This window comes from Streptomyces sp. NPDC015131, from assembly GCF_043079975.1.
Taxonomy (GTDB): Bacteria; Actinomycetota; Actinomycetes; order Streptomycetales; family Streptomycetaceae; genus Streptomyces.
The window spans coordinates 1,058,125-1,070,923 of the sequence record NZ_JBIBVB010000002.1; the positions used below are offsets into that span (position 1 = coordinate 1,058,125).

A 12,799-nucleotide genomic window follows, 5' to 3' on the forward strand; every position below is an offset into this window, starting at 1 on the left:
GACCGGCGTCGCACAGCAACGGTGGCCCCGCAAACGCGAATTGCGGGGCCACCGTCGGCTCGAAGCCCCACAGTACAGACGAGACGAGTTGGCTGTCACGGCCATGAGGAAGCAACCATCGTGAACACAAGATCACATGCCGCGACGCTCCTGGACATGGCCGACCTGCTGCGGCCCAACGCGATCCGCGCCGCGGCGGCGCTCCGGCTCGCCGACCGGCTCGCCGACGGCCCCCTGACCGCGCGGGCGCTCGCGGACCGCACGGACGCGGACCCGGTGATGCTCACCAAGCTGCTGCGCTACCTCGTCGAGCTGGGCGTCCTCCGCACCGAGGGCGGCGACGCCTTCGCCCTGACCGAGCTGGGCGAGCCCCTGCGCCGGGACAGTGCGCAGAGCCTCGGCCAGTTCCTCAGCCCGGAGGGGCTGTTCGGGCGGGCCGACCTCGGACTCGTGGGCCTGTTGCACACCGTACGGACCGGCGAATCGAGCTACGCCGCCGCGTTCGGCCGTGAGTACTGGGACGACATCAACGGGAACCCCGTCTTCGCCGAGGCACTCGACGCGGAGGGGCCGACCCGGATCGCCTTCGACGCGGAGATCATCGTCGAGGGCTACGACTGGAGCGGGGTGCGCCGGGTCGTCGACGTCGGCGGCAACAACGGCACCCTCCTCATGGAACTGCTCGTCCGGCACCCCCACCTCACCGGTGCCGTCCTCGACCTCCCGGCCGTCGCCGGGATCGCCGCCCGCAGGATCGCCGAGGCCGGCCTCGCCGACCGGGGCGAGGCCCTCGCGGGCAGCTTCTTCGATCCGCTGCCGGCCGGAGCCGACGTCTACCTGCTCTCCGGCGTCCTCGCCGACTGGAGCGACGAGCGCGCGGTGGAGATCCTCGCCCGCTGCGGCGAGGCCGCCGGGCCCGCGGGCAGGGTGCTGCTCGCCGAGATCAACCTCGACATGGGCAGCTCCGGCCAGAGCGTCGCGGCCACCGACCTGTGGGTCTCGGCCACCGTCCCCACCCCGTCGCGCACGGTCGGCCGGCTGAGGGAGCTGGGCGCCGCCGCCGGGCTGGCCGTGTCCTGGGAGGGCCCGGCCACGCGCGTACGGTCGCTGCTCGAGTTCCGGGCGGGAGGCCGGGATGCTTGAGTTCGACCGGCTCACCAAGAGCTTCGGTGCCAAGCACGTCCTGCGCGAACTGACCTTCCAGGTCGGGCCGGGCGAGCTGTTCGGCTTCTGCGGGGCGAACGGCGCGGGCAAGACCACCGCCATGCGCATCGCGCTGGGCCTGCTGTCGCCGGACGCCGGCGACGTCCGCTGGAAGGGCCGGTCGGTGGACGCCGCGACCCGCCGCCGCATCGGCTACATGCCCGAGGAGCGGGGCCTGTACGCGACGATGCGCCCCCGCGACCAGCTCGTCCACTTCGCCCGCCTCAGCGGGGTCGCCCCGGCCGTCGCAAGGCGGCGGGCCGACGAGTGGATCGAACGGCTCCATGTGAAGCTGAGCCCCAAGGACACCCTGGAGAAGCTCTCGCTCGGCAACCAGCAGAAGGTCCAGCTGATCGCCGCCGTGATCCACGACCCCGACGTGCTGATCCTGGACGAGCCGTTCTCGGGCCTGGACCCGGTGGCGACCGACGAGATGGCCGACGCGCTGGTCGAGTTCAGCGGCAAGGGCGTCCCGGTGGTCTTCTCCAGCCACCAGCTGGAGCTGGTGGAGCGGCTCTGCGACCGGGTGGGGATCATCCGCGACGGTGCCGTCGTCGCCGACGGCACCGTGGCCGAGCTGCGCCGCGGCACCGGCAGCCGGCAGATACGGCTGGCCCTGACCGGCGCGCCGCGGGACTGGGCGGACCGGCTGCCCGGCGTGCGCCTCGTGTCCCGGGAACCGGGCGACGAGGGCACCGTCACCGTCGAGGTCCCCGAGGACCTGCCCGTGCGGGACGTCCTCGCGGCGGCTCAGCGACTGGGCGAACTCACCCACTTCTCGCGGCGCGAACCGACGCTCGCGGAGATCTTCCGGGAGGCGGTGGCGGCATGACGAGGACCGTACGCGGCGAGCGGCCGGACGAGGCCGGCGGGCCGGGCAGCGGCGCGCTGGTGGGGATGGTCGCGCGCCGCGAGATCGTCACCCAGTTCCAGCGCAAGGAGCTGTGGGTCTCGCTGGTCATCATGATCGTGGTGTTCTGCGGGTCCCTGGGGCTCCAGACCGTGTTCGGCGGTGACGACGAGAAGTCCACCGTCGCCGTCGTGGGCGGGGCGCAGCCGCTGGCCGACGCCCTGACCGCGCGCGGCGAGGCGGGCGGCCCCGGCATCCGGGTGGTCCGCCACGACGACGCGGACAGCGCGCGCCGGGCGGTCCGCGACGGCGAGGCCGACGCGGCGCTGGTCGGCGACGGGAGCGTCGTCGTCAAGGAGAAGCTCCCCGAGGAGCTGGGTGCGGCCGTCCAGGACGCGCACCGGGCCACCGCGACGGTGGAGCGGCTGCGGGCCGGCGGCCTGGACGACGCGCGGATCGCCGACGCCCTCGCGGTGGAGCCGCTGCGGGTGTCCACCCTCGACCCCGATGTGGAACGCGACTTCCAGCGGACCATGACCGCCGGGATCGGGGTAATGCTCCTGTTCTTCATGATGCTGATGTTCGGTCAGGGCATCGCCCAGGGCGTCCTGGAGGAGAAGTCGAGCCGGATCGTGGAGATCCTGCTCGCCAAGGTCACGCCCTGGCAGCTGCTCACCGGCAAGGTGCTCGGCATCGGGGTCGTCGCCCTGGCGCAGATCTCCGCGATCACGGTGTGCGGCATCGGCTTCGCGCTCGTCACCGGGCTGCTCGACGCGCCCGCCGACGCCATCGGCACCGGGCTGCTGGTCATCGGCTGGTTCGTGCCCGGCTACTTCCTCTTCGCCACCCTGTGGGCGCTGGCCGGCGCCATGGTGTCGCGGCAGGAGGACATCCAGCACGCGGCCGGTCCGGTGAGCTTCCTCCAGACCATCGGGTTCACCGCCGCGCTGCTGCCGTTCACCGACTTCAGCCCGGCCCTCACCCGTCTCTTCTCGCTGCTCCCCGGCAGCTCGTGGGCGGTGATGCCGGTACGGATGGCGGCGGAGCCGGTGCCCTGGTGGGACATCGTGGCGGCGGCGCTGCTGATGGCCCTGGCCATCGGCGTCCTGCTGAGGGTCGGCGGCCGGATCTACCTGGCGGCGATCCTCCAGCACGGCGGGATCATCAAGACCCGGGAGGCGCTGCGGCGCGCCCGTGAAGGGGCGGCGTCATGAGCGGCGACTCCACCGCGGCGGGCGGGGAGGGGCGCGGGGACTCCGCGGACCTGCGCGTCCTGCGGGAACTGACCGCGGGCAGGGCGCCGTACGTGGCGGCCATCGCCGTCCTGTCCCTGCTGTCGGCGGCGGCGACCCTGGCCCTGCCGATGGTGGTCGGCACCCTGGTGCGGGAGGTCCAGGAGGGCCGGGGCCTGACCTGGACGGCCGGCGCCATGGTCGGCGTCGGCGTGGGCGCCGCGATGGCCGGGGCCCTGGCCGCCTATCTGCTCTCCCGGCTGGGCGAGCGGCTGATCCGCCGGCTGCGCGTGCGCACCATGCGCCACGCCCTCGGGCTGCGCGTCGCCGACGCCCGCCGCGAGGGCAGCGGCAACCTGGCGTCGCGGCTCACGGCGGACGCGATGCAGCTGAAGGCCGCCATCGACATCGGCCCGATCCAGCTGCCGATGGCGGCCCTCACCCTGGTCGGCACCCTCGTCATCATGGGCGTCCTGGACTGGATGCTCCTGCTGATCACCATGGCGGGGTTCCTGACGGCGCTGGTCATCGTGGCCGCCGTCGTCATGGGGCTGCGCCGGAAGTACGGCGCCCTCCAGGACGAACTGGGCGCGCTGACCGAGCAGTTCGTCACCACCCTGGACGCGCTGACCGTCATCAAGGCGCACCGCGCGGAGCACCGGGTCGCCGGCGTGCTGGCCGCCCGGGCGGAGAGCCTGTCCCGCCTGGGCACCGATGTGGCCCGGCTGGAATCGCTCGTCGTCCCGGTGATCAACCTGGGCCAGCAGATCGCGCTGCTCACCGTGCTCGTCGGCGGTGGCGCCCGGCTGGTCTCCGGCGACCTCGCCCTGGCCGACTTCGTCGCCTTCCTGCTCTACCTGCTCCAGCTCACCGCGCCGCTGGTGATGGCGGCGTCCGGCGCCTCCACCCTGCAGGCCGGGATCGTCGCCAAGAAGCGCTTCACGAGCGTCTTCGCCCTCCCGGTCGAGAGCGTCGCCCCGGACCGGCGGCCCGTCCCTCCCCCGGCCCGGCCCGGCGCGCCCGCCGTGCGCTTCGACCGGGTGACCTTCGGCTACGGCGACCGGCCCGTGCTGCGCGAGGTGGACCTGACCGTCCCCGCCACCGGGCTCACCGCCGTGGTGGGCCTCTCGGGCGCGGGCAAGTCCACCGTGCTGGGGCTCGTGGAGCACTTCATGACCCCGCACTCCGGGCGGGTGGAGGTCTTCGGCCACGACCTGGCGGGGCTGCCGCTCGGCGACCTGCGCGGCCAGCTCGCGTACGTCGACCAGGGCTTCACCCTGGTACGCGACTCGATCCGGATGAACCTGGAGCTCGGCCGCGAGGACGCGCTGCCGGACGAGGCGCTCTGGGACGCGCTCGCCCGGGTGGGCCTCGACCAGGAGATCCGGCGGCTCCCGGACGGGCTGGACACCGTCCTGAACGGCGGTCAGGACCTGTCCGGCGGGCAGCGCCAGCGGCTGGCTCTCGCCAGGGCGGCGCTCACCGACGCCCGGCTGGTGCTGCTGGACGAGCCGTCCTCCCAGCTCGACAGCGTCAACGAACAGAGGCTGCGCCGGGTCGTGGACGGCCTCGCCCGGGAGCGTGCCGTGCTGGTCGTCGCCCACCGCATCTCGACCGTGCAGCACGCGGACCAGGTGATCGTCATGGACCAGGGGCAGGTCGTCGCCCAGGGCACGCACATCGCGCTGCTGGACACCTGCCCCGCGTACGCCGAACTGGTCGCCGGCCAGCTCCTCAGCACCCTGGAGACCACACCGTGAGCACGCTGTCCGTCCTGATGCCGTTCATGCCGAGCCGGTCCGAGCAGGCCCTGCCGCTGGCCGCGCTCGTCCAGCACAGCGTCGCGTACCGGCTGTGGCAGGGGCAGGCCCTGGTCGTCGAGCCCCACCAGACGTTCAGCCACCTGGCCGCGTCGGGCTTCCGGGTGCCGGTGGGCACGGGCGTGACCCTCATGCCGTTCCGGCACCCGTACGAGGCCGCGCTCCAGGCCCGGTCCCTGGCGCTGGCCACCGGCCACCCCGTGGTGGCCGGGTACGGTCCGGGCGCCGCCGTCCTCCAGCGGAGCCTGCTGGGGGCCCCGTACGCCAGTCCGCTCACCGCGGCACGCGAGTACCTGACCGTCGTCGGCGGGCTGCTGGCCGGGCGGCGCGTCGACCACGAGGGCCGCTACTTCAGCTGCCACGTCGAGCTGGTGCCCCAGCCGGGGCCGCCGGTGGAGGTCGGCCTCGGTGTGCTGCGGCCCGGGATGGCCCGGCTCGCGGGTGAGGTCGCCGACGTCGCCATCACGTGGATGACCCCGCCCCGCTACCTGCGGGAGGTCATCGTGCCCGCGCTGGAGGAGGGCGCGCGGAAGGCCGGGCGGCCGGTGCCGCGGCTGGTGGCGATGGTCCCGCTGGCGCTGAGCGCACCCGACCGCGACCCGGTGGAGCTGCTCCTCGCGGGCAACTCCGGGCACTTGAAGCTCCCGCACTATCAGGACATGCTGCGCCGATCGGGCATCGACGTCGACCCGGACGACCCGATCGCGTCGGCTGCCGCGGTGATCGCCGGGCGCGCCTTCGTCACCGGCGACGGCGACGAGGTCCGGGCGGTGCTGGACGAGTACCGCGCCGCCGGCGTGGACGAGATCGTCCTCAACGTCACGGGTCTGTGCCGCACCCGCGGCCTGCCCACCGCGCTCGGCGAGCTGGAGACGCTCCTGGAGACCGCGGCGGCGCCCGCCGTCCCGTCCGCGGTGCCCGCGGGGGGTGCGCGGTGACGCACCCGGGGGACGGGGCGGGAGGGGTGCCGGAACTCGGCGTCTCCCGCCTGTTGCTGGTCGGCACGGGCTCCGTCTCGGTCTCGGACCTGCCGTTCTGGGCGGAGTGGCTGCGCGCCGGCTACCCCGGCCTGGAGGTGAGGACGGTGCTCACCCGGAGCGCCGAACGGTTCGTGAGCCCCGCCGCCGTGGCGGCCCGCACCGGTGGCGAGGTGCTCACCGACGCCTGGCCCGACGACACCTCACCGGCCCGGCACGTCGCCTGGGCCGAGTGGGCGGAGGCCGTCGTGATCCATCCGGCGACGCTGCACTTCGTCGCCCGGCTGGCGCTCGGCCTGGCCGACACCCCGGCGGTCCTCGCCGCGCAGTGCACCACCGCGCCCGTCGCCGTGGCCCCGGCGCTGCCGCCCGGCGGCCTGGAGAGCGCCGCGTACCGGGCCCACTGGGCGGCGCTCACCGCCCGGGACAACGTCGTCGTCGCGCCGCCCCGCCCCGGGACGAGCGCGACCACCGGGCGGGCCGGCGCCTGGGTGCCCGCGCTGCTGCCCGACGTCATCGAACTGCTGGAGGCGCGCCGCCGGGCGCTCGCGGACGCCGCCGGCGCGCGGACTCCGCTGCCCCCGCCGGCGGCCCTCCTCGCGGACGGGGGCGCGCCATGACGACGACCGAGTTCGCCAGCGGGCTGCTGCGCACCGCGATCACCCCCCGCGCGGGCGGCGGGCACCGCTGGACCAGGTCCCCCGGGGCGCTGGCCCCCGCGCCGTTCACCCCGGTCGACGGCGAGCTGGCGGCGGTGCTGGCGGGGCTCGCCCCCGAGGGCGGTGCCCGGCTGGTGCCCGGCCGGCCCGTCGCCGGGCGCCAGGAGCGCACGTACGACGTCACCGGGTCGGAGTCCCTGGCGGGCTGCCTGCTCCGGGACGGCGCCCACGCGGGCCTGGAGCCCGCGGTGCGCGCCCTGGGGCGGGCGCTCGCCGCCCTGCACACCGTGACGCCGCCGGCCGGCGGGGCGCGCCTGGCCACCGTGTCGCGCGGGCGGGTCCGGCTCGAACGCTGGCTGGCGGGGGACGCACCGCAGCTGTGGGCGGCCCAGGCCGGGGCCCTGCTGAAGGACCGCCTGGGGCCCGGGCGGTGGGCGACCCTGCGCGCGTGGTCGGCGCCCTCGTACGCCGAGGACGCCGAGAACGCCGAGAACGCCGAGAACGCCAAGGACACTGCGGGCGGCGGGCCGGAGCCGCTCGTGGTGTCCCACGGCGCTCCCGGGCTGGGCTCCCTCGTCGTCGATCCGGCGTCGGGCCGGGCCGAGCTCCTCGTCGGCGAGGATCTGTGCCTGGGCCCCTGGCAGCGCGACCTGGGCTGGGCGCTCGGCGAACTGGTCGAGCTGTCCTGGCAGCTGGGGGGCGACCCCCGGCGGTGGCAGGGTCTCAGTGACGCCCTCCAGGAGGGTTACGGGCGGGAGCTGAGCACCACCTGGCACCGGCACGCCGCCGTGCGGGTCGCCCTCCACCTGCACGACTACATCGCCTACATCGGCTGGCACCCGGCCGAGTTCGACCGCTTCACCGCCTTCCTCACGTTCCTCATCGATTCCGCTCCCGCACCCACCCTGGAGGACACCCATGTCGCAGCAGCACCAGCTCTCACTCCCGGCCTCTCTGTACCTGCTGGCGTGGAACACCGATAAGGGGAAGCTCACGAGCACCGACACCATCGGCTACGTCGTCCGGGCCGGGGCCCTGGCCGAACTGGCCCTGCGCGGGCTGCTCACCGACGCCGACGGCTGGCCCGCCCCGGTGGCGGGGGCCCCGACCGGGGAGCGGGCGCTCGACGAACTGCTGGAGCTGATCGCGGGCTCCCGGCCGCTCGCCTGGAAGGGCTGGATCAACCAGGGCGTGAAGCCCACCCTGGTGGCCGTACGGGAACAGCTCACGGACGCCGGCCACCTGGACTCCGGCAGCCGGCGCCTCGGCGGGCTGGTGCCCGTGCCGGCGGAGGAGCTGCGGTCCGCCGGGACGGCCGACGAGCTGCGTGAGCGGGCCGTCCGGGCGCTGCGCGCCGAGGGTCCCGGCACGGAGGTGTCCGACCGGGACGCCGCCCTGGTGGCGCTGGCCGCGGCGGGCGGTCTGCGCACCGTCGTCAGCGAGGCGGAGACCAGGGCGTACCAGCAGCGGCTGGTGGCGCTGGCCGGGCGCGGCGGCCCGGCGTTCGAGGCGCTGCGCAGGATCGTCCCGGAGCTGCGCGAGACGGTGGAGGTCGCCCATGCGGGGTGAGCGCCCGCCCCTGCACCGGATGACGCTGGCCAACGGGCTCCGGGTGCTGCTGGCCCCCGATCCGGGCGCGCCGCGCGTGGCGGTGTGCGTCCACTACGGCGTCGGGTTCCGCTCCGAGCCCCCGGACCGGGAGGGCTTCGCGCACCTCTTCGAGCACCTGATGTTCCAGGGCAGCGAAAGCCTCCCGGACGGCGCCTTCTACGACCATGTGCACGCGTGCGGGGGGTCGGCCAACGGCACCACGCACCAGGACTACACGGACTACTTCCAGGCCGTACCGGCGAACGCCCTGGAGCAGGCGCTGTTCAGCGAGGCCGACCGGATGCGGGCGCCCCTGTTCACCCCGGAGAGCCTCGCCGAGCAGCTCGACGGGGTCGCCCAGGAGATCCACCAGGCGACCGTGGCCCGCCCCTACGGCGGGTTCCCCTGGCCGCTGCTGCCGGGGCTGCTGTACGAGAAGCACGCCAACGCCCACGACGGCTACGGGGACGCCGCACGGCTGCGCCGCACCACACCCGGCCAGTGCGCGGAGTTCTTCGACACGTACTACACCCCGTCCAACGCGGTGCTCACCGTGGGCGGCGGCTTCGACACCGCCACCGCGCGGGACCTCGTCGAGCGCCACTTCGCGGACATCCCCGGCAGGCCGGCCCCGCCCGGACCGGACCTCGACGAGCCCGCCCCGGCGGCCGACCGGTGGAGCGTGTGCACCGAGCCCGGCGTCCTCACCACCGCCGTCGCCGTGGGGTACCGCCTGCCCGACCCCGGGCACGACCTGACCGGCTACCTCGCCCACCGGGTGCTGGCCGCGCTGCTGACCGCCGAGTCCGGTCTCGACACCAGCTGCGGCTTCTTCGGCCCGCTGGACACCCGGGGGCCCGACACCCTGGTCGTCACCGGCCGCCTGCCGCAGGGCGGTTCACCGCGCGACCTGACGGCACGGATCGAGGCGTGCTGGGAGGCGTGGTCCGGCGCGGAGACGGACGGCACGGACTCCCGCGCGGACCGGGAGGTGGCCGCCGCCGCCGGCGCGCTCGTCCTCCGGCACCACCGGGACCACGACGACCTGCAGACCCGCACTCGCGCGCTGGGCCGCCTGGAGACGCTCTTCGGCCGCGCCGAACTCCTCGGCGAACTGCCCGCGCTGCTCGCCGGGATCGGCCCGGCGCAGGTGGCCGAGGCCGCGCGCGGCCTGCTGCGGGCCCACCGGGCGGTCCTGGTGATCGAGCCGGGCCCGGTGCGCACCCGGCCCGCCCCGGCCCCGCGTCATGAGGGACCCGGCGCACCCCCGGCCGCCGCCCCGCGCGACCGCACCGGCGCGGCCCCGGACCGCCGAACGGCCGCCCCGGCAGGCCCGGCAGGTCCCCGGCCCGTGCCCCGGCCGGCGCCCGGCCGCGTCGAGGACCCGGTGCTCACCGTCGGCGGCGACACCGTCCTGGGCAACGGCCTGCGGCTGGTGACCGTCCACTCCTCCGCCCCGGTGGTCGAGCTGCGCCTGCGCAAGCCGCTCGGCGCGCCGGGCTGGGCCCGCCCGGACGCGGTGGACGACGCGCTGCGCCTGCTCGCCGAGCGGACCCGTACGGCCTGGCGGGCCGCCCGGGTGCCCGGCTCCCTGCGGTGGTCGACCGACGGCCAGTGGCTGGAGGCCGCCGGCCACGTCGCCCCGCGCGACGTCGAGACCTGGCTGCGCGTCCTGGCGGGTGCCGCCTCCGTACCCGTGCCGGAGTCGCCGGCCGGGGGCGTCCGGCCGGGGTGGACCAGGTCGCAGGAGCGCCTGGCCGACGACGCGGTGCGCCGGGCGCGCCACGCCGCGGCCGCCTCCGGGGACCCGGCCCCGCCGCACCGCTCGGTGCTGGACCCGTCGGGCGCGACCCTGCTCGTCGTGGGAGCCGTGGACGGCGCCCGGCTCGCGGCGCGCGCGGAACACCTCCTGGCCCCGTGGGAGGCCGGCGCCCCCGCGGCGCGGCCGGTGCCCGCCGTGCCGGACGAGGGCCCCGGCCTGCTCGTGGTGCGCCAGGGCCACCACCCGGGCGCCCACCTCACGCTGCACGCGCCGGCGGCGATGGGCGGCCCGGACGAGGCCACGCGGTACGTCGCGACGACCGTGTTCGGCGGGTACTTCGGGTCACGGCTCGCCACCCGCGCGGCGGCGCGGGTCCCGGGCTGCACCGCGCTCGCCGGGCGGGACGTCCTCGGGGACCGGCCGCGCGTCCACCTGCGGGCCTGGCTGCCGGAGGCTCTGGTGCCGGAGGCGGTGCGCGAACTGCGCGCGGAGGCGCGGGCCCTGGCCACGGATCCGCCGGGTGACGCCGAGGTGTCCGCCGCGCGGGCCTTCTGCGCGGGGCAGTTGCTGTCGGTGTTTGACGCGCCGTCGGCGCTGGCGGACGTGCTGTGCCGGACGGTCGCCTACGGGCAGGAGCCCGCGTGGCTGGCCCGGCTGCCGCGCCTGGTGCGCGAGGCGGGCACGGCGGACGTGGCCCGTGTCGGTGCCGAGCTGTTCGCGGCGCACCCGCTGGCCGCGGTGCTCGTGGGCGGGCCGGCGGCGGACTCCGGGACGTCCGGGGAGCGGAGGGCGGCGGCTGACCAGCGGTGACGTACGGCTCCTTTCGCCGGGCCGAGGTCGGCGGACGAAACGGGCCTCCTTAGAGTGACGGGGCGCTGCACCGTCCGACGAAGGAGTGACCGTGGTGGTCCGTGTTGCCGTGGTCGACGACGAGGAACTCGTCCGCTCGGCTCTGCGTCTCGTCCTGGCCTCCGCGGACGGCATCGAGGTCGTGGCGGACTGCGGCGGAGCGGACGCGGTCGGCACCGTCGTCGCGCACCGGCCGGACGTGGTCCTCCTGGACGTCCGCATGCCGGACCAGGACGGGCTGACCGTGCTGCGCTCCCTGCGGGAGGCCCTCGCGGGGCGGCTGCCCGCCGTCGCGATGCTGACCACGTTCGACACGGACGAGTACATCGGCGCCGCCCTGCGCCTGGGGGCGGCGGGGTTCCTGCTGAAGGACACCGATCCGGAGCAGCTGGTCCACTCGGTGCGCGTACTGGCCGCCGGGGGCTTCGCCCTGGCCCCGGGGGTGGCCCGGACCGTGATCGGCCACTACCTGGAGCCGGCTACGGCCCCCGACCACCGGGCCCTGCTGGCCGTCGAGTCGCTCACGGCCCGCGAACGGGACGTGCTGGCGCTCCTCGGCGAGGGCCTGTCGAACCTGGAGACCGCCGCGCGCCTGGGGCTGGCGAGCAGCACGGTCAAGGACCACGTCAGCGTGGTGCTGGCCAAGCTCGGCGGGCTCAACCGGGTCCAGGCGGCGGTGGTCGCCGACCGCGCCGGGCTCGTCCGCGGCCCGCGCCCCCACCGCGGGGCGGGCGGATGACCGCCGTCCGGCCGCGCCCGGGGCGGTGGCTCGCGACGGCCGCCCCCACCGCGGCCACCGCGGGTGAGGCGCTGCTGGTCCACGGGCCGGTGATCGGCGCGGAACTCGGCCTGTCGCTGTTCGCCGCGGCGGCCCTGCTGCCGCGCCGCCGCTGTCCGGGGGCGGTGCTGGTGGCCACGCTGCCGGGGCTGTACGTCGGCTATGTGATGTTCGCCCCGCTGATCGCCCTCTACACCGTGGCCTGCCGGTACGACGACCGCCGCGTCCTCGGGCTGGGCGTGCTGCTGGTCGCCGCCGCCCACTTCCTGCCGTACCCCATCGGCAACCCGGTGCGGACCCCGTACCGCGAGGTCGTCCTCCAGGTGGTCGACGCGTTCGTGACCGCCGGGGCGCCCGTCGTGCTGGGCCTCCTCGTCACCACCCGCCGGGAACTGGCGGCCCGCCTCGCCGAACTGGGCCGCACCCGGGGCCGGGAGGACCGGCTGCTGGCCGAGCGCGTACTGGCCACCGAACGGGCGCGGCTGGCCCGGGAGATGCACGACGTGGTCGCCCACCAGGTCTCGCTGATCAGCCTCCGGGCGGGGGCGCTCAAGGTGAGCAGCGGGGAACGGGAGACCCGTGACGCGGCGGCGTCGATCCGCGAGCTGTCGGTCCGCACCCTGGACGAGCTGCGGCACCTGGTGGGCGTGCTGCGCGCCGCGGGCGGCAGCCGGGAACCGCTGGGGCCGCGGCCCCGCCTGTCCGGCATCCCCCGGCTGATCGAGGAGAGCGGCCTGGCCGTCGACCACGACCTGGCGGACGGTGCGGCGGGCCCCTTCCCGGAGGCCGTGGAGCGGGCCGCGTTCCGTACGGTGCAGGAGGCCCTGACCAATGTGTGCAAGCACGCGCCCGGGGCCCGGGTGCGGGTCGTCGTCCGCAGGGAGGCCGGCGGGCTGCGCGTCACGGTGCGCAGCGGCCCGCCCGATCCGGCCGCCGTGCCGCTGGACCTCCCCGACGGCGGTCACGGCCTGGTGGGCCTGCGGGAGCGGGTCCACCTGCTGGGCGGCACCTTCGAGGCGCGAGCGACGGAGGACGGCGGCTTCCTGGTCAGCGCCGGTCTGAGGTGCCCCTGACCCTGC

The 12,799-nt window shown here is 75.9% G+C and carries 11 protein-coding genes; all 11 read left to right on the forward strand.

Annotated elements, in window-relative coordinates; all coding sequences use genetic code 11:
- Positions 1-120: 120 nt before the first annotated feature.
- The 11 genes from ACF08D_RS10380 to ACF08D_RS10430 all read left to right on the forward strand — a co-directional run bounded on the left by ACF08D_RS10380 (position 121) and on the right by ACF08D_RS10430 (position 12,793).
- Entirely contained in the window at positions 121-1,143 is a 1,023-nt protein-coding gene (locus tag ACF08D_RS10380; protein WP_392222133.1) for a methyltransferase, read from the forward strand.
- Positions 1,136-2,035 (forward strand): ABC transporter ATP-binding protein, encoded by a 900-nt coding sequence (locus ACF08D_RS10385; RefSeq protein ID WP_392222134.1) that lies wholly within the window; start codon positions 1,136-1,138, stop codon positions 2,033-2,035. Before ACF08D_RS10380 ends, ACF08D_RS10385 begins: the two co-directional genes overlap by 8 nt.
- On the forward strand, positions 2,032-3,267 hold the full coding sequence (locus ACF08D_RS10390) for an ABC transporter permease (RefSeq protein WP_392222135.1): 1,236 nt from the start codon (positions 2,032-2,034) through the stop codon (positions 3,265-3,267). Before ACF08D_RS10385 ends, ACF08D_RS10390 begins: the two co-directional genes overlap by 4 nt.
- On the forward strand, positions 3,264-5,045 hold the full coding sequence (locus tag ACF08D_RS10395) for an ABC transporter ATP-binding protein (protein WP_392222136.1): 1,782 nt from the start codon (positions 3,264-3,266) through the stop codon (positions 5,043-5,045). Before ACF08D_RS10390 ends, ACF08D_RS10395 begins: the two co-directional genes overlap by 4 nt.
- Complete coding sequence (locus tag ACF08D_RS10400; protein ID WP_392222137.1) at positions 5,042-6,043, forward strand: LLM class flavin-dependent oxidoreductase; 1,002 nt, start codon at positions 5,042-5,044, stop codon at positions 6,041-6,043. Before ACF08D_RS10395 ends, ACF08D_RS10400 begins: the two co-directional genes overlap by 4 nt.
- Positions 6,040-6,702, forward strand: coding sequence for a flavoprotein (locus ACF08D_RS10405; RefSeq protein WP_392222138.1), 663 nt, complete (start codon positions 6,040-6,042; stop codon positions 6,700-6,702). Before ACF08D_RS10400 ends, ACF08D_RS10405 begins: the two co-directional genes overlap by 4 nt.
- Positions 6,699-7,724, forward strand: coding sequence for a hypothetical protein (locus tag ACF08D_RS10410; RefSeq protein WP_392222139.1), 1,026 nt, complete (start codon positions 6,699-6,701; stop codon positions 7,722-7,724). The genes ACF08D_RS10405 and ACF08D_RS10410 overlap by 4 nt, the downstream gene beginning before the upstream one ends.
- Complete coding sequence (locus ACF08D_RS10415; RefSeq protein WP_392222140.1) at positions 7,660-8,310, forward strand: GPP34 family phosphoprotein; 651 nt, start codon at positions 7,660-7,662, stop codon at positions 8,308-8,310. The genes ACF08D_RS10410 and ACF08D_RS10415 overlap by 65 nt, the downstream gene beginning before the upstream one ends.
- Positions 8,300-10,903, forward strand: a complete 2,604-nt coding sequence (locus tag ACF08D_RS10420; protein WP_392222141.1) for a M16 family metallopeptidase — start codon at positions 8,300-8,302, stop codon at positions 10,901-10,903. Before ACF08D_RS10415 ends, ACF08D_RS10420 begins: the two co-directional genes overlap by 11 nt.
- Positions 10,904-10,997: 94 nt before the next feature.
- Complete coding sequence (locus ACF08D_RS10425) at positions 10,998-11,681, forward strand: response regulator (protein WP_392222359.1); 684 nt, start codon at positions 10,998-11,000, stop codon at positions 11,679-11,681.
- The gene (locus ACF08D_RS10430; protein ID WP_392222142.1) at positions 11,678-12,793 is read left to right on the forward strand and encodes a sensor histidine kinase; all 1,116 of its coding nucleotides are present in this window, start codon (positions 11,678-11,680) and stop codon (positions 12,791-12,793) included. Before ACF08D_RS10425 ends, ACF08D_RS10430 begins: the two co-directional genes overlap by 4 nt.
- The last annotated feature ends 6 nt before the right edge of the window (positions 12,794-12,799 follow it).